The organism is Chryseobacterium culicis (genome assembly GCF_900108365.1).
GTDB classification, from domain to species: Bacteria; Bacteroidota; Bacteroidia; order Flavobacteriales; family Weeksellaceae; genus Chryseobacterium; species Chryseobacterium culicis.
The window spans coordinates 540,394-557,099 of record NZ_FNWQ01000001.1; the positions used below are offsets into that span (position 1 = coordinate 540,394).

A 16,706-nucleotide genomic window follows, 5' to 3' on the forward strand; every position below is an offset into this window, starting at 1 on the left:
AAATGAAAAAAACAGTTTCAGCTATTTTATTTTTAAGCTTATCGTTTCCGGGCTGCGGCCAGACGTTAGAACAGGCGAAGGATATTGATAACTATATTAAAAAAGTGATCAGGATAAACGAAATACCCGGCATGGCCGTAGGAATCGTGACCAACAATAAAGTGACTTTCCAGAAATATTATGGAAAAGCAACTTTGGAAAGTGACAAAAAAGTAGATTCCAACTCCATGTTCAGAGTATATTCTACTACAAAACTGATGTCCAATGTCGGGCTCTTTCAGCTTATTGAGCAGGAAAAAATTTCTCTGGACGATAAAATTTCAAAATATATAGACAATCTACCGGCAGAATGGCAGAATGTAAAGGTGAAAAACCTTTTATCACACTCTTCTGGGCTTCCGGACTGGATTAACTTCAGCGATATTGCGACAGATGCTGCAAATGACGAGGTGATTAACCGCCTGTCAAAAGAAAAAATGGAATTTGAAACAGGAAGTGATTATAGATACAACCAGACAAACTACATGCTGATTGCAATGATCATTGAAAAAATAACCGGAGAAAAATTCGAAGATTATATTCTGAATAATCAGTTTTCAGATTCCAGAAACAAGGTAATATTTTCATCCAACTCAATTGAAAAAATCCCTGACAGGATTGTAAAGTACATCTATAATAAAGAAAAACACCAATACGAAAAATCTACATTTGTAGAGGGAAGAAGAGCACACTCTGCTAATGGTTTGGCCATCACATTACCCGCTTTTCTGCAGTGGAGTATTCATCTTAGTAATCATGATTTCCTGAAACCCACCACTCAGCAGTTGATGTGGAAACCTTTTGAATACAAAAATAAGGAGATTACCTTCACCCACGGTTGGGATATGGATACCTTTAATAATGTCAAATCCTATAACTTTTCCGGTGGAAATGTAAGTGCTTACAGAATTTTTCCGGATCAGAATATGGCTATTGTGGTGATGTACAGCGGATATAAAGAATTTCCTGTTTTTTACCCCATGATCAATCAGATAGCGGGTATCATGGATCAGAAGCTGCTGAATCCATATATGGTGGCAGAAGAATATACAAAATCAGAACCTTTCGTTTATCCCAGCCTTAAAAAAGAAATTTATGGCTACCGCATTGAAAAGGATAATATAATTTTTTCATACCAGTTTCCAGCAAATAAAAGCACAGCATATATAAGAAATATTTCAGTTGCAGGCTCATTTAATAACTGGAATCCCAATGACAAGGCCTATGATATGACCCTGAAAAAGGACAATACTTTTGAGTTAATACTGCCAAAATCTCACTTCGAAAAAGGAAAAAATTATCAGTTTAAATTTGTCATGAACAAAAAAGACTGGCTTTCTGTACCTTACAATACCATCAATGTGGATGGATCCGGAGATCATAATGTAACGTTTAAAATTGATTAAATACCGTATTTAAAATCACCCTAATAGAAACAGTCTTTTCGCTATTAAGCGGTTTTGTCATATCTTTGTACTATGATACGTATTACAAAAATTTTTACATTCGAAACCGCTCACGTGCTTTACAACTACGATGGGAAGTGTAAAAATATGCATGGGCATTCCTATAAACTGTTCGTGACAGTGAAAGGAAAACCGATCAATGATATTGAAAATCCTAAAAATGGAATGGTGGTAGATTTCGGAGATATTAAAAGTATCGTAAAATCTGAAATCGTAGATGTGTGGGACCATGCGGTTCTGGTAAATGCATTGTCTCCACACAAAGAATTGGGAGATGATCTTGAGCAGAAAGGACATAAAGTAATCTATTGCAGCTTCCAGCCAACCTGTGAAAACATGTTGTATGCCATTGCGGCTAAAATCAAATCAAGACTACCTGAAGGAATTTCTTTGGCATATCTTAAACTTCATGAGACGGAAAACTCTTACGGAGAATGGTTTGCAGAAGATAATTAATAATTTTACCCCACAAAACTCAGACGGTGTTAAAAACAACAATTAATTTAGAACCTGGAAAAAAAGTATATTTCGCTTCAGATCAGCATTTTGGTGCGCCTACACCTGGTGAAAGCAAATTGCGTGAGGAGAAATTTATACGCTGGATGAACGAGATTAAAGAAGATGCCCAGGTTTTGTTTTTAATGGGTGATCTTTTTGACTTCTGGCATGAATGGAAGCATGTGGTTCCTAAAGGTTACGTTCGGGTACTGGGAAAGATCGCAGAGCTTAAAGACAGGGGAATTCACATCTATTTCTTTGTCGGGAATCATGATCTTTGGATGAAAGATTATTTGGAAGAAGAGATCGGGTGTACTGTTTTCTATCAGAAACAATATTTCGAAATGGGAGGAAAACAGTTCTTACTGGCGCATGGAGACGGTCTTGGCCCTGGCGACAAAGGATATAAAAGAATGAAAAAATTATTCACCAATCCTGTTGCTCAATGGTTTTTCAAATGGCTTCATCCGGACCTGGCAATGAAAGTGGCATTATACCTTTCCCAAAAAAATAAAATGATTTCCGGGGAAGAAGACAAAGCATTTCTGGGAGAAGATAAAGAGTTCCTGATCATTTATTCCAAAGAAAAGCTGAAGACCCAGAAGATTGATTATTTTATTTATGGCCACAGGCATCTTCCAATGGTGCTGGATCTGGAGCAGAACGCAAAATACATTAACCTTGGAGACTGGATTTCCTATTTTACCTACGGAGTTTTTGAAAAGGATTTTGAGCTGAAGACTTTCGAAAAATAAAGCAAAAAAAATTACCCCTAAAAAGAGGTAACCTTCGAACAGGCCGAAACCCATTCTTGTTTTTAATCCATATTCCGTTTTAGTAATTGCAAGAAGCCTACCAAAATAGAATTTACGGATTAAAAAAATATTAAATAATACTATATTATGTATATAATCATCTTATAATGAGATGATTGCTAGCTTAAAAAAGTTATGGAATTAAAAAATATATTCAACATAAAGACAGAACAGGATTTCCTGAACGCATCATTGAAAACATTTCGTTATCAATATGAAAATGTTGAAATATACCGGAAATTCGTTGATTTTCTGAAGGTGAATCCTGATGAGGTAGATGGTTTGGCGAAAATTCCGTTTCTTCCTATTGAGATGTTTAAAAATCATCAGATTCTGGATAAAAATGCTTCCGCAGACCTGTTTTTTCAAAGCTCAGGAACCACTCAGATGAATCTTTCCAGGCATTTCATTGCAGATCCAAAGCAGTATGAAGAAAGTATTTATAGAAGTTTTGAACAGTTTATCGGAAAGCCGGAAGATTTTATTTTCCTGGGATTACTTCCAAGCTATCTTGAAAAGCAGAATTCATCATTGATCTACATGGTAGATTATCTCATGAAAAAATCCGCAAAGCCGGAAAACGGATATTTTCTTTACAATCATTCCGAGCTTTTTGAATTACTGAACAAACTGCATGATAAAAAAGTAATTCTTTTTGGAGTTTCTTTTGCATTATTGGATTTTCTGGATTACTGCCATTCCGGGCAAAGCGGGGAGACCATCAATTTTCCCGAAAATTTAATAGTTATTGAGACCGGAGGAATGAAGGGCAGAAAAGAAGAAATGACTAAAGATGAACTCCTGAAAATATTACAGACGGGTCTTAAAACACATAAAATCTATTCAGAATATTCCATGACAGAACTGCTCTCACAGGCTTATTCACTTGGAAACAACGAATATGAATGCCCTAACTGGATGAAAATCTTGGTGCGGAATGCTGAGGATCCTTTAGCGTATGAAAAAGAAGGAAGAACAGGAGCCATCAATATCATTGATCTTGCCAATACCCATTCCTGCTCATTTATTGCTACCCAGGATTTAGGAAAGATTGTCGGAGAAAAATTTCAGGTATTGGGAAGAATAGACCATTCTGATATCAGAGGCTGCAGCCTTTTGGTAAGTTAGAAAGCGTAAGGTCAAAGAGGAATTGTGAATAGTCAATTCGCTTTAATTGTCAATTTTTTCATCATCGGAATCAAAAAAAAAACAGATTATTATTTTTGCTGAGGGAAACGTATTTGCGAACGTTATAAGGAGCTAGTAAAAAACTTTGCGGATATTGCGTTTATAATATTGACTATTAGAAGAGCGCACCATCATTAATACTTTTTACATTGTACATTTTACAATTATATCAATGATCAAAATAGAAGAACTTATACATGCTTACATCCATTCCCACTGCGATTTTGAAAAAGAAATCGTACTGACGAATTATTTTCAGGCAGATTGGGAAGCAGATATTCTGGTCATTAATTCTGAAGGCGAAAGCCACGAAATAGAGATCAAGTTTTCAAAAAGTGATTTTAAAAATGATTTCAAAAAATCTTACCTTAATAAAGATACAGGAGAGAAATTTCTGAAACACGATAAAATTTCCTGCGGAGATTATATCTGCAATTCTTTCAGCTTCTTGCTGCCTATGGGAATGATAGATGCAGCAGCTATTCCTGAACATTGCGGAATTATTGAGTTTTATCATAACGTTGATACATGGGAAACAGAATTTTATGTAATACGTCCACCCAAAAAGCTGCATGAAGACTCTTACTGGAACCTGAATGATAAAGATCTTTTTATCAGAAAAATGGCACTGAATCTGCTCCAACGCAAAATGGAAATTAAAGGAAAGCACGAAGAACTGATTTTCAAGAATCCTTTTGACATCAAAAAAATAAAGTAAACAGATTTCTTTTTTCAACGCAAAGTTTAATTTCTTATCGATAAGCTTTAAGGATGCAAAGCTGGAATCAATGAAATTGATTTTGACTAAGCTGACATATCACTAACTTCATCCACGAAGTAGTCGCAATTACTTAGTACCCTTCAATAAAAATTCATCTTTATAAAAACTTTGCGTCTACAACGAATTTCAAACAATTTACCCAGCATAGAAAATAAAAAATCCTGCCGCCTGACAGGATTTTATAATTGATTATTATTTTAAAAATTAATCTGCTATTTCTGCAGTATCTCTCTGAAGTAGGAACTTATAGATCAGTCCTCCTACAACTCCTCCTAAAATTGGAGCTACCCAGAACAGCCAAAGCTGAGACATTGCAGTTCCTCCCACGAATACCGCCTGAGAAAGTGATCTCGCAGGGTTTACGGAAGTGTTGGTGATGGGAATAGAGATCAGATGGATCAAGGTAAGAGCAAGTCCAATCGCAAGACCGGCAAATTTACCGTTTGCCCATTTATCCGTAGCACCCATAATTACGATAAGGAAGAAAGCGGTTAACAGGAACTCTGCAAGGAATGCAGCTCCCATACTGAATGCTTTTCCGTTATATACGGCTTCTCCGTAGAAGTTGGTGGCAAAATCTCCGGGTTTTGAGAATTCTACCGCTCCCGCTCCGTTAAGGATAGTGTACAGACATCCTGCTGCCACAATGGCTCCCAGACACTGAGCTACAATGTAAGGGATAAGATCTTTTGCAGGAAATCTTCCTCCAGCCAAAAGACCGAAAGAAACCGCCGGGTTAAAGTGCCCTCCTGAAATGTGTCCTACAGCATATGCCATAGTAAGAACAGTAAGACCGAAGGCTAAGGCAACGCCTAAAAGTCCGATGCCTATGTCTGGAACACCAGCTGCAAAAACAGCGCTTCCACACCCTCCGAAAACAAGCCAAAATGTGCCGAAAAATTCAGCGAAAAGTTTTTTTATCATGTTGTTTATTATTTAAATGCATCTCAAATGTAAAATTTAAATCTTAAAGTAAAAAGTAAAAACTTAAAAAATATTTCGAAAAAGAATGAACAATAATTGCAAAATCGGTAATTTGGTGTAAAGTTTGTTTGGGATTTATTTATAGAGCATTATGGTCGGCTTTGAAAGATATAACATAAATGTTTTATCTTTCATTTGTAATTTAAAAGGATGGTGAATGAGAACGTTTTTTTGTGTGGTCTTTGTACCTTTTATTTATAGTTTACATTATTCGCAGGCAGCAAAAAAAGCTTTTCCCTGTTATGATCTTTCTACTGTACTGAAGGTTGAGCCAACAGCGCTTTACAAACCTCACCTTGATGCTTCCAGAAGTTTTGGGATTCAGCTCCTGAAGGATTCCAAAACAGTGCAGAAATACATCAGCAACGGAAAATTTCATAAAATAAAAAAGTCAGGAAAAGGATATAAGGTTCAGAGGCTGGATTACAGCAGGGCTTACATGGTATCCAAAGCAAAAACTACCCTGGAGAAAATAGCCTCCAAATTCAGTAAAGACACGAAAGGAGGTACATTCACTGTTTCTTCTATTACCCGTACCCTTGAAGACCAGTGCAGGCTGAGGAGGGTCAATTCAAATGCATCACTAGGGATTAGTTCTCACAATTACGGAAACTCTTTTGATATTTCCTACATAAGATTTAATGATGTTTTGAAATACAATCCGAAGATGGAAATGGCTTTGGAGAAAGTTTTAAAGCATTATCAGGATGCTGGTAGAATATATTACATTAAAGAGAGGCAACAGAGCTGTTATCATATTACAGTGAAAAATTATTAATTAAAAATCTTTCTTGCATAGCATGTTTAGTTTCTATATTTTTATACAACTAAAAACTATGCTTATGTCAACATTAAACATTGTAGATTATATGCTGCCTGTAGAAGAATGCAGGGCGGCATCCAATGAATGGAAATCTTACTGTTCCGACTTTTCAAAACTACAAAAGCTGATCCCCACCAATTATGTTTTTAACATTTCCGGCGAACACCTTGAATGGATGAGAGGTTTCAGTGAGTATAAAGACTTTTGTTCAGCAATAGGCGTTTACAAAGAAAGACTGGTCCTTATCCTTTATCCTATGAATAATGAGGGTGTAAAAATAGATGTCAAAGAATATCCATACACTTTCCTTACCGAACTTGACAGAGATCTGAAACTTCAGGAAATTCAGGAATATACGGTGGTAAAAAACGCTGTTCTTTCCAAAGATTTAGAGAGTGCCAAGAAAGATTCCAACATGGCTTTACCGGTTTCCAACACGCCAATTCTTGAGCAGGATGTAGCTGTAACAGCTATTGAACGCTGGAGAAATGAAGGAATGGACTGGTTCTACAAAGAATGTGGAGAAAATGAAGGAATTGGAATTTTCAGGAAATTCTACGTTCCTACAGCCGATCTTTGCCTTAACGATGCGGGATTAACGGGTATCACCTGTTCCTTTGGACTTCGATACAATGATATTTATGGGAAAATGCTTGTAACCCTTATCTTCATCTCTTTCCGTGCCAATGCTAAGAATGAAGAATTGGGAGCAGAGACTATTTCAAATACATACGACTGGGCAAAACCTTGTCCTCCTATCTGCCGTATTCCGGATGTAGATGTAGGATGTGAATTTTAAAAAAGATAAACTGAGGAATGGCTGGACTTTATAAGGCAATTTTGTTCCTGAATTATGCACTGCTTCTCTCTGTTATACTGCTGGGAGCAGCGAAGTACCGCATATTAAACCCAAAAGAAAAGCAATATTTTCATTGTATTGCTTTTCTTTTTTTTATCGAACTGCTGAATCTGGCCCTGCCGTACATCTTCAGACTAAATGACACTTCTTTTCTTTATCCCCTGTATATCGCAGGAGAGTTTTTTCTGCTCACCGGTTTATTCATCAGAAAGCTGGACTGGCCAAAATCTGCCCTCTGGACTGTAGGTGTATTGGCAGCAGGTTTTATGATCTCGAAATACGGATTGGATTATCCTGCCAATGCAGATATTGCGAAAGTGGTTTCCAATATCATCATTATATGCCTTTCCGGGTTTATCCTGATCCGTGAGATTAAAAATACCACTGCGCAAAACCGTTTTCTTCTGGTGGATGCCAGTATTTTTTTCTACTATTCTGTTTCGGTATTTATATTTATTATTCAGCACCAGATTGCAGAGCTGTCGGAAAACGATTATTATACTATTCTCAGTGCCAATAATATACTTTCAAGTATTTTGTACTGTTCATTTTTATACACTTTTGCGAGATTAAAGAAGTAACTTTAAATATCAATCTGCTGATCCTTATAATTGTTACCATAGCAATTATAGTATCCTTTATTCTGTTGGCTTACAGAGCATTTATCACCAGAATTATAAAGGAAAAAAATGTACAGCACGAAGCTGAAGTGCTTCATCAGAAAAAGTTAGTGCTGGAAAACATCCGGGCACAGGAAGAAGAGAGAAAAAGAATTGCGGTAATGATTCATGATGACATCGGAAACCGTCTCAATATCCTTTCCTTATGGCTGAATAACCTGGATACCCAGGGTGATGATCTGATCAGAAAAAATATCTACGGACAGATGTCTTCCCTGATAGATGCTGCCAGAAGTATTTCTCATTCATTATATCCGGTAAATCTGGAATCGGTGGGGCTGGTTTTATATGTTGAAGAATTAATCGCCAATCTTTCCCACAAAATTAATATATCCCTGCAGGTAATGCCGGGCTATGAAAAAAAAGATCTTTTTGTAGAAGTGCAGCTGTACAGAATTATTCAGGAGTTTACTACCAATGTAATTAAGCATTCTGATGCTACGGATCTTTGGATTTATATTAAAGATTATCGTGAAAATATGGCAGTGGTGATTTCAGATAACGGACAGGGCTTTGAGTATGAAGAAGTGAAAAAAGGAATGGGAATCAAAAATATAGAATCCCGTATCAAATCTATGAACGCAATACACAAATGGAAAAAAACTTTTTCGAATAAAGGAAGTCGTTTAATTATAAAAATTCCAAAACATCATGAGTTCCCAAATCAAACTTGCACTGATTGATGATGAACAGCTGATCCTCGAAGGGGTAAAAATGTTGCTGTCCAATGAAAAAAATATATCGGTAAGCCTTACCGCAGATAATGGCCCCGATTTTATCGAAGCCCTCGGAAAACTTTCAAAAGATGAATTTCCTGATATAGCTCTTGTAGATGTTCAGATGAAACCCATGAATGGCTTTGAACTGGTAGAAATCCTGAAGGAAAAATATCCCGATCTTAAAATCATTATCCTTTCTTCCCATTATAAAACCTCTATTTTGGGTTATATGGTTAAGCTCGGTGTCTCAGCATTTCTTCCCAAAAATTCAAACAGGAAAATATTCATTGATGCCATTACGATGGTGGATAAAAATGGTGTTTTCTTCACCGCTGAAGATCATCAGATGCTTTTTACGTACATGAACAGTTCTGCCAAGAAAAATTCACTTTTTGAAACAGAAGATGAGCTTTCCGAAAGAGAAAAAGATGTTGTAAAACTGATCTGTCAGGAATTTACGAACAACGAAATAGGTGAAAAGCTTTTCATCAGCCCCAGAACGGTAGAAAGCCACAGGCAGCGTATTCTGGAAAAGATTGGTGCCAAAAATACGGTGGGAATAGTCATTTATGCCATTGTCAACAATATTTACACCCTTGAAAAAATATAATCTGATTCCGTAGAAATACGGAATTTTTTATTTAGTCATTTTCACTCTAGCTAACCTTATTTTTCTTCTGTTATTTTGGAATGTCTCTTTTAGGGATTTTTAGTTTTAAAAAAACACAAAAAGGATCTGTAATAAAAAAATTAAGCAAAAACATGAATGGCAGCAGAGTGATTTCCGTCGGGATTTTCTTTGACGGTACAGGAAATAATGGCGCAAATATTCTTTCACCGGATAAACCGCTGAACAATAATGAAAGCTATTATGGCACCTTCAGCAATATCTATAAATTATACAGTTTATTTGTTGGTGATGAAAAAATATATATCGAAGGAATAGGAACCGTAACAGGGAGCGAAGACAGTAATTTTGCAATGGCAACATGCGCAAACCCTCCCTATGGGAATGGGTATTCTTCCGATGATAAACTTCAGAAAGTCAGAGATTTTGTGCAGGATATTATTCATGAAGAAACCCAGGAGTATCATTTTTATATCTATGGATTCGGAAGAGGAGGAATGCTGGCAAGAACTTTCTGTAATCATCTTGTAACCTATTACGCTCCCGAAAAGTGTAAAATCAAATTTTTAGGAGCTTTCGATACTGTAGAGTCGAAGCCATTTAATACCTATAATTTGAGCATTCCTGTTCAGGTGGAAAATGCTTTACATATCTGTGCAGTGAATGAGAGCCGTTTTTTTTTCCCGCTTACCGGTTTTTTTCAAAATTCAAAAACAATGCAGGATCAGAAAATGGAAAATCAGTCGTCCGTTTGGAAAGAAATATTTGTGCCGGGAGATCACGCAGACGTGGGAGGAGGATATCTGGAGGGTCCGCAGTCTGTTTATATTTCTACAGATTGTATGAATGCAGATGATATACACAGCTACATATCCGATATCAGAAATACGGAAATCAATCCCGATGGAAATAAAATATGGGATGCGCTGCTTTCAGAGTACAAAATAGAAACCGCCAATGGCCTTTCACAGGCATATGTGTGCAGAGATAGAGTTTATAATGATCTTTCTAAAGTGTATGGCAAACTAATGATAGAAGAAACCAACGCAGTACAACCTGTTTTCAGTACAGAGATCTATCCTTATTTGGGAACAGATTACAATAAACATCCTTTTCTCAACCGCTTTCACCTCAAAATGAAGGAATATATAAAAGATCTTTCTGCCAATAAAAAGCCTATTTATGATTTTGCCAGATTTGCAGATTATACCCATATCTCAGCAAACTTCGGATTATACAGTCCCGGTTTCCTGAACAGGTCTCAGCACGAAATCAATATTGAAATGATCAACAACGGACTTAATGTTTCCAGCAGTACCTCTGTAGACCCAAACAGCCAGAAAAGGCTTTCTGTGGAGCTTCATTTGCCGGAAGACAGCTTTGTTGCAGATTTTCTTTACGGTACCAATGTTCCCAATAATGACATCTGGGTACGATCTGTTCTAAAAACACCGGCAGTTATTATCTCACATTAAATAAAAATCAGTGCCAACGCTTCTCAGTTTTAAATTTAGGTTAGGAGACATCTTGCGGTGTCTCCTTTTCGTTGTAATGTATTTAAAATCAATTGGGTATAATTACTGAATGCTGAATTTGGTATATTCTACTGTAGTTTTGGGTTTTTAATTCTCGTTACTTTGAGTTGTTCATTGAGCGAAGCTTCAGGCAGATATTGAACAGGGGAAATACTGAAGAGCTCCTTTCGCTTATCAGTATTTCCGGGAGTTATTATAGATAAAATCACCAAAAACAAAAATAATTATGACAGTTTCAGCATGGCTTAAAAAAGCAAATAAACTTTTAGATACTTGTGAGAACGAGATCAGTATCAAAAATGGCAGTAAAAAAATAACAATGGCTCAGGCTACCACTTTAAACGAGCTGCAGCATGAGATAGGATCACATCATGGGATCAGACAGGTAACCTACAAGGAAGCTGCGCAAAGTCTTAAAGAAATGATCGCCATGGTAGAAGCCGGGCAGAAAACCCCTCCGCTTACACCGGGATAAATAACAGGCCAGTATATTACATTTGAAAGCCGTCCGTTTGGGCGGCTTTTTTTATTTCTGGGCTATTCATTTCTTTTTCCGTATTTTTGCACCCGAAAATTCATTATTCATTACTAATTATTAATTAAGATGCTTTCGGTTCAAAGTTTAGGATTACATCATTCAGGAAATTATTTATTTCAAAATGTCAATTTTACCATCAAAAAAGATGATAAAGTTGGCCTCGTAGGAAAAAATGGAGCGGGTAAATCCACTTTATTGAAAATGCTGTCCGGAGAAATTAATTTCTACGAAGGAGAAGTTGTGACTGAAGGTAGTGTTACCATTGGCTTCCTGAAGCAGGATCTTGACTTTGTAAAAGGAAGAACCGTTTGGGCTGAAACCATGCAGGCTTTTGAGCAGATCAACGCATGGAAGGACGAGCTGGAAGAAGTGAATCACCAGATGACAGTGAGAACAGATTACGAAAGTGACTCCTATACCGATCTGATTAATAAAATGACCGAACTGAATGACCTTCTAATGAACCATGATGCCTACAATCTTGAAGGCGATATGGAAAAAGTGTTATTCGGTCTGGGATTCAAAGCAGATGATTTCCAAAAAATCACCGATGAATTTTCCGGAGGATGGAGAATGAGAATCGAACTGGCAAAATTACTTCTTCAGAAGAATGATATTATGCTTCTCGATGAGCCTACCAACCACCTGGATATGGAATCCATCATCTGGCTGGAGAACTTCCTGAAAGATTATCCCGGAGCGATTGTACTGGTAAGTCACGATAAGCAGTTTATGACAGCCGTGTGTAACCGTACTTTCGATATCAACAATAAAAAAGTTGACGACTATAAAGCCAACTATTCGAAATATCTGATCATGAGAGAAGATCGCCGTGAAAAGCTGATTCAGGCTAAAAAGAACCAGGACGCGGAGATCAAACAGATGGAAGACAATATTAATAAGTTCCGTGCAAGTGCTACCAAAGCCTCTTTCGCACAGTCGCTTATTAAAAAATTAGATAAAATAGAACGTATTGAGGTGGATAATGAAGACGTTTCCAAATTCAATATCCGTTTTGTACAGTCTATGGTTCCGGGGAAAGTGATCTTCGAAGCCATCAACCTTGGAAAATCCTACGGGCAGAAGCAGATTTTTGATAATGTGGATTTTATCGTTCAGAGAGGAGACAGAATTGCCCTTTTAGGACAGAACGGACAGGGAAAAACAACGTTGGCTAAAATTTTAGCTGGCGATATTAAAGATTATTCAGGAACATGGAATCTGGGTCATAATGTAAACATCGGATACTTTGCTCAGAATCAGGAAGAAGTTTTAACTCCTAATAAAACGGTTTTAGAAGAAGCAGAAGATGCCGCAACAGAAGAAACAAGACCAAGAGTAAGAGACCTTTTAGGATCTTTTCTTTTCCAGGGAGATGCCGTTACAAAAAAAACGAAGGTGCTTTCCGGAGGAGAAAGAAACCGTCTGGCACTTTGTAAACTGCTGCTTCGTCCTTTCAATACACTGATCATGGACGAACCTACCAATCACCTCGATATCCAGTCTAAGGAAATTATCAAGCTGGCGCTGCAGAATTTTGAAGGAACTTTAATTGTGATCTCGCACGACAGGGAATTCCTTCAGGGACTTTGTGATAAGATCTATGAATTCCGTGACGGGAAAATGAAAGAATTCCTTGGAGATATCAATGAGTATCTTGAATACAGACAGAAGGAAACCATCAGAGAGATTTCTGCAGAAAAGGCGAAACTTCACAGCGAAGTAAAGGTAGAACCTAAAAAAGTAGAAGAAAAACCTATGGCTACTAATCAATCTTCAACAATTGTAAGTAAAGAGCAGAAAAATATTCAGAATAAAATCAAGAAAGTAGAAGAAAAAATTTCCGAACTTGAAATAAAAATTGAGGAAATGGAATCTTCTTTTGCCAAAGAAAACCCTTCGGATGAAACCCTGGAAAAATACAATAAAGCTAAGGAAGAGCTGGATACAGCGCTGCAGGAGTGGGAATATCTTGGAACACAGCTGGATTAAACGAAAATGTAAATGCTTCATAAACCAAAAATTATGAAGCATTTTTTTGGTAACGAAATCAAATTCAATTCTACATATTATCAATAGTCGTTAAGTAATTTAATGAAAGTTTAAGGAAACAATTAAATTATTTTCCTAATTTTGAACCATGATTATGAAAGAAAGCAGAAACCTAAAGCGTTTTATCTCCAAGCTATTGTTTGGAGTGTATTTTCTCGCGCTGCTTTCTCAAAGCTTTCACCACCATGATTCTGTAGATTATTTTAAGGCATTTCATCTTAAAAAAACCGACAATACGGTGACGAAAGCAGTTACTAAAGAGAAAGCTGGCGACTGTCTGGCCTGCCACTTTTTGGTTACCGGACATACTTTGGCTCCTGAAGAAATCAGTTTTACCTTTGAGCATTACAGCCACCAGGTAAAACAAATCATCGCCATTCAGGAGAAAATCTGGTCACAGACCAAATTCACTTTTCAGCTCCGGGGACCGCCCGCACTTGCATAATTCACAGATTCTACAGGGTTTAAAGTTTTATACTTTAAGTTCAATGTTTACTACGTAAAGATTTAGGTTGAATGTTGTTGAAAAACAACGGATAGCGTGTAGTTGATTTTTCATTACCGGCTTATCATTTCTGACCCTAACTTCTTATTAGACATTCTGCTTTTTACATTGTACAAGTTACAGTCAACATAACCCTACCCACAAATTTTAACGAAAAATGTACCTTATTGAAAAAGGTGCTCAATCAATCTATTTACAATGAAATTGATATATTGCCTGCTGCTGATCTTTTGCGGATCAGTATTTACAAGTGCACAAAAAACGTATGCTGTAGAGGGAACCGTTCAGGATTTTCATGATAAAACACTGCTGGAAAACGCAGTGATTAAAATCGGGAACTTTACAGCCAAAACCAATAACAAAGGTTACTTTGCCTTTGACAAAATCCCTGCAGGAAAGTATACCCTCATTGCACAGCACCCTGATTGTGATGATTATACTGAAAATATAGGAGTTAATCAGGATGTTCATTTGGTTATTACACTGGAACACCATGTCAGAGACATCGAAACAGTAACGGTTCACGGAAGCCATAAGAACAATGGAAGCATGGTGGTGAAAACCCTTGACAAGGCTATGCTTTCAAGAAATGTTACCGAAAACTTAGGAAATTTATTAACCAACATTTCCGGTGTCAATGTTCTTAAAACGGGGAATAATATCGCTAAACCTATTATTCACGGGCTTTATGGAAGCAGAGTTTCCATCCTTAATGACGGGGTAAAGCTCGCGGAACAGGAATGGGGAGTAGAGCATGCACCCAATGTGGATGTTAATAATTTTGAACATATTGATGTCATCAAAGGAGCCTCTGCTTTGAAATATGGAGCCGGAGCAGTAGGAGGGGTGGTTGTTCTGCAGCCTCAGGTTTTGCCTAAGAAAGATACCATCATGGGAAATGTATCCCTTTCCGGAATTTCAAACGGAAGAGGAGCAGATCTTAATGTGAAGCTGGCAAAAACATGGGAAAATGGCTGGGCCATAAAAACCAACGGAAGCTATAAAAAACTGGGAGATCTTGAAGCTCCGGATTATGGCCTGATGAATACCGGGCTTGAAAGTTCAGGATTTAATTTCGGGGTACAGAAAATGACATTTGAAAAAGGTTTTTCCTTTGATTATTATCTGACGAAAAGCACCGTCGGGATCCTGAGAAGTTCTCACGTTGGGAACTCTGAAGACCTGCGTACCGCTCTTACCTCTCCGCAGCCCATCTATCAGAGGGATTTTAGCTATGATATTGATAACCCAAAACAGGAAATTGAGCATCATATCGCTAAAGTGTCTGCTTATAAAAGGTTTGAAAATTTCGGAAAAATAACGGCTACGTACAGCTTTCAGTACAATCATAGAAAAGAATATGATATAAGACGTACTGAAGCCTTAAGCAAAAAGCCGGCACTGGATCTGGAACTGATCACCAATGACCTGAATGTGAACCACCTGATAGAAAGAGGGAACTGGAATCTTGAAACAGGGATTAATGCAGGATATCAGAACAACTATTCCAATACGCAGACCGAAGCAAGACGTCTCGTCCCGAACTATGACAGATATTATGCAGGAATTTATTCCGTATTAAAATACAAAATTGCGCCTGAACTCGATCTTGAGCTGGGAGGCAGATACGATTACGATCATTATGATGTAACAAAATGGTATGACCTGAGTGACTGGAACAAGACTTATGCTGCAGATTATTCTGATTTCGTAGTAAGAATTAACCAGAACAGGATTCTTACCAGACCCTCTTTAACGTATAATAATATTTCCGTAAACGGAGGAGTTGTCTATCACCCTTCTGAATATTTTAATCTGAAATTTAACTACGCCAGAGTTTCGAGATCTCCAAATATTGCAGAACTTTTTGCTGATGGTCTTCACCATTCCGCAGCCATTATTGAAAGAGGAGATATGAGAATGAAAAGTGAAACAGGTAACCAGTTCAACCTGGTGGCAGATGTTAAGGCAAATGTTTTAAAAGGACTGAATATCTCAGTAAACCCGTACTTCTTTTACACTCAGAATTTTATCAATCAGATTCCTACAGGATACCAGAATACCCAGTGGGGCGGGGCTTTTGTAGTATACAGCTATCAGCAGATCAATGCAAAAATGTATGGATTGGACGTTGATGCCCAGCTGAAGATCACGGATCATCTGACCTATAAAGGAAGCGGATCTTATGTGTACGGGCAGGATACCACGCATGATGTGCCGCTTATTCTGATGATGCCTCCGAATTTTAATAATTCATTGGAATTCAACAAGAAAGAATGGAAAAACTTCTATTTTACGGTAAGTAATAATACTTATCTTAAGCAGACAAGATTTCCCATTTACAACGTTCCGATCAGATTGTTTGATTCAGACGGAAATGCTTACAATGAAGACGTAGATATTTCTACACCGCCAAGCGGATACTCGCTTTGGAACCTTCAGACAGGGGTGAATCTGTCTAAAAATTTCGCAGTTGATTTTTCAGTTCGAAATGTATTCAACAAGTCGTACAGAGATTATCTGAACAGACTTCGCTTCTTTTCCAACGAAATGGGAAGAAACTTTATTTTAACTCTTAAATACCAATTTTAATTAC

16 protein-coding genes are annotated in these 16,706 nt (G+C 37.3%); 15 read left to right on the top strand and 1 reads right to left on the bottom strand.

Going from position 1 to position 16,706, the window contains the following annotated elements:
• Positions 1-2: 2 nt before the first annotated feature.
• The 5 genes from BLW74_RS02380 (at position 3) to BLW74_RS02400 (ending at position 4,724) form a co-directional block, all read left to right on the top strand.
• Entirely contained in the window at positions 3-1,445 is a 1,443-nt protein-coding gene (locus tag BLW74_RS02380) for a serine hydrolase (protein WP_089689855.1), read from the top strand.
• Between the two features lie 72 nt (positions 1,446-1,517).
• Complete coding sequence (locus BLW74_RS02385) at positions 1,518-1,961, top strand: 6-pyruvoyl trahydropterin synthase family protein (protein ID WP_089689856.1); 444 nt, start codon at positions 1,518-1,520, stop codon at positions 1,959-1,961.
• A gap of 26 nt (positions 1,962-1,987) precedes the next feature.
• The gene (locus BLW74_RS02390) at positions 1,988-2,758 is read left to right on the top strand and encodes a UDP-2,3-diacylglucosamine diphosphatase (protein WP_089689857.1); all 771 of its coding nucleotides are present in this window, start codon (positions 1,988-1,990) and stop codon (positions 2,756-2,758) included.
• Between the two features lie 195 nt (positions 2,759-2,953).
• The gene (locus BLW74_RS02395) at positions 2,954-3,946 is read left to right on the top strand and encodes a LuxE/PaaK family acyltransferase (RefSeq protein ID WP_089689858.1); all 993 of its coding nucleotides are present in this window, start codon (positions 2,954-2,956) and stop codon (positions 3,944-3,946) included.
• Between the two features lie 232 nt (positions 3,947-4,178).
• Positions 4,179-4,724 (top strand): hypothetical protein, encoded by a 546-nt coding sequence (locus tag BLW74_RS02400; RefSeq protein WP_089689859.1) that lies wholly within the window; start codon positions 4,179-4,181, stop codon positions 4,722-4,724.
• A gap of 267 nt (positions 4,725-4,991) precedes the next feature.
• Here BLW74_RS02400 and aqpZ read toward each other — a convergent pair whose 3' ends face one another.
• Positions 4,992-5,708, bottom strand: coding sequence for an aquaporin Z (gene aqpZ / locus BLW74_RS02405; protein ID WP_089690627.1), 717 nt, complete (start codon positions 5,706-5,708; stop codon positions 4,992-4,994).
• Positions 5,709-5,928: 220 nt separating this feature from the next.
• Between aqpZ and BLW74_RS02410 the strand changes: the two genes are divergently transcribed.
• The 10 genes from BLW74_RS02410 to BLW74_RS02455 all read left to right on the top strand — a co-directional run bounded on the left by BLW74_RS02410 (position 5,929) and on the right by BLW74_RS02455 (position 16,702).
• Positions 5,929-6,549, top strand: a complete 621-nt coding sequence (locus BLW74_RS02410; protein WP_089689860.1) for a DUF5715 family protein — start codon at positions 5,929-5,931, stop codon at positions 6,547-6,549.
• 64 nt (positions 6,550-6,613) lie between these two features.
• Positions 6,614-7,393 (top strand): hypothetical protein, encoded by a 780-nt coding sequence (locus tag BLW74_RS02415; RefSeq protein ID WP_227413157.1) that lies wholly within the window; start codon positions 6,614-6,616, stop codon positions 7,391-7,393.
• A gap of 17 nt (positions 7,394-7,410) precedes the next feature.
• The gene (locus BLW74_RS02420; protein WP_089689862.1) at positions 7,411-8,034 is read left to right on the top strand and encodes a hypothetical protein; all 624 of its coding nucleotides are present in this window, start codon (positions 7,411-7,413) and stop codon (positions 8,032-8,034) included.
• A gap of 65 nt (positions 8,035-8,099) precedes the next feature.
• Positions 8,100-8,816 carry a sensor histidine kinase gene (locus tag BLW74_RS02425; RefSeq protein WP_228424742.1) on the top strand — a complete coding sequence of 239 codons (717 nt, stop codon included), beginning with the start codon at positions 8,100-8,102 and terminating at the stop codon, positions 8,814-8,816.
• Entirely contained in the window at positions 8,785-9,462 is a 678-nt protein-coding gene (locus BLW74_RS02430) for a response regulator transcription factor (protein ID WP_089689863.1), read from the top strand. Before BLW74_RS02425 ends, BLW74_RS02430 begins: the two co-directional genes overlap by 32 nt.
• A 152-nt stretch (positions 9,463-9,614) precedes the next feature.
• Entirely contained in the window at positions 9,615-10,955 is a 1,341-nt protein-coding gene (locus BLW74_RS02435) for a phospholipase effector Tle1 domain-containing protein (RefSeq protein ID WP_089690630.1), read from the top strand.
• A gap of 286 nt (positions 10,956-11,241) precedes the next feature.
• A complete protein-coding gene (locus BLW74_RS02440) occupies positions 11,242-11,490 on the top strand; it encodes a hypothetical protein (RefSeq protein WP_089689864.1) in 249 nt (82 codons plus the stop codon).
• Between the two features lie 129 nt (positions 11,491-11,619).
• The gene (locus BLW74_RS02445; RefSeq protein ID WP_089689865.1) at positions 11,620-13,545 is read left to right on the top strand and encodes an ABC-F family ATP-binding cassette domain-containing protein; all 1,926 of its coding nucleotides are present in this window, start codon (positions 11,620-11,622) and stop codon (positions 13,543-13,545) included.
• A gap of 148 nt (positions 13,546-13,693) precedes the next feature.
• Entirely contained in the window at positions 13,694-14,050 is a 357-nt protein-coding gene (locus BLW74_RS02450; RefSeq protein WP_228424744.1) for a hypothetical protein, read from the top strand.
• 258 nt (positions 14,051-14,308) lie between these two features.
• Entirely contained in the window at positions 14,309-16,702 is a 2,394-nt protein-coding gene (locus BLW74_RS02455; protein WP_089689866.1) for a TonB-dependent receptor, read from the top strand.
• Positions 16,703-16,706: the final 4 nt, after the last annotated feature.

Coding starts and splice junctions, on each gene's coding strand:
- BLW74_RS02435 (WP_089690630.1), top strand. CDS start 9,615: ATGAATGGCAGCAGAGTGATTTCCGTCGGGATTTTCTTTGACGGTACA.
- BLW74_RS02445 (WP_089689865.1), top strand. CDS start 11,620: ATGCTTTCGGTTCAAAGTTTAGGATTACATCATTCAGGAAATTATTTA.
- BLW74_RS02430 (WP_089689863.1), top strand. CDS start 8,785: ATGAGTTCCCAAATCAAACTTGCACTGATTGATGATGAACAGCTGATC.
- BLW74_RS02400 (WP_089689859.1), top strand. CDS start 4,179: ATGATCAAAATAGAAGAACTTATACATGCTTACATCCATTCCCACTGC.
- BLW74_RS02380 (WP_089689855.1), top strand. CDS start 3: ATGAAAAAAACAGTTTCAGCTATTTTATTTTTAAGCTTATCGTTTCCG.
- BLW74_RS02420 (WP_089689862.1), top strand. CDS start 7,411: ATGGCTGGACTTTATAAGGCAATTTTGTTCCTGAATTATGCACTGCTT.
- BLW74_RS02415 (WP_227413157.1), top strand. CDS start 6,614: ATGTCAACATTAAACATTGTAGATTATATGCTGCCTGTAGAAGAATGC.
- BLW74_RS02450 (WP_228424744.1), top strand. CDS start 13,694: ATGATTATGAAAGAAAGCAGAAACCTAAAGCGTTTTATCTCCAAGCTA.
- BLW74_RS02410 (WP_089689860.1), top strand. CDS start 5,929: ATGAGAACGTTTTTTTGTGTGGTCTTTGTACCTTTTATTTATAGTTTA.
- BLW74_RS02440 (WP_089689864.1), top strand. CDS start 11,242: ATGACAGTTTCAGCATGGCTTAAAAAAGCAAATAAACTTTTAGATACT.
- BLW74_RS02385 (WP_089689856.1), top strand. CDS start 1,518: ATGATACGTATTACAAAAATTTTTACATTCGAAACCGCTCACGTGCTT.
- BLW74_RS02455 (WP_089689866.1), top strand. CDS start 14,309: ATGAAATTGATATATTGCCTGCTGCTGATCTTTTGCGGATCAGTATTT.
- BLW74_RS02395 (WP_089689858.1), top strand. CDS start 2,954: ATGGAATTAAAAAATATATTCAACATAAAGACAGAACAGGATTTCCTG.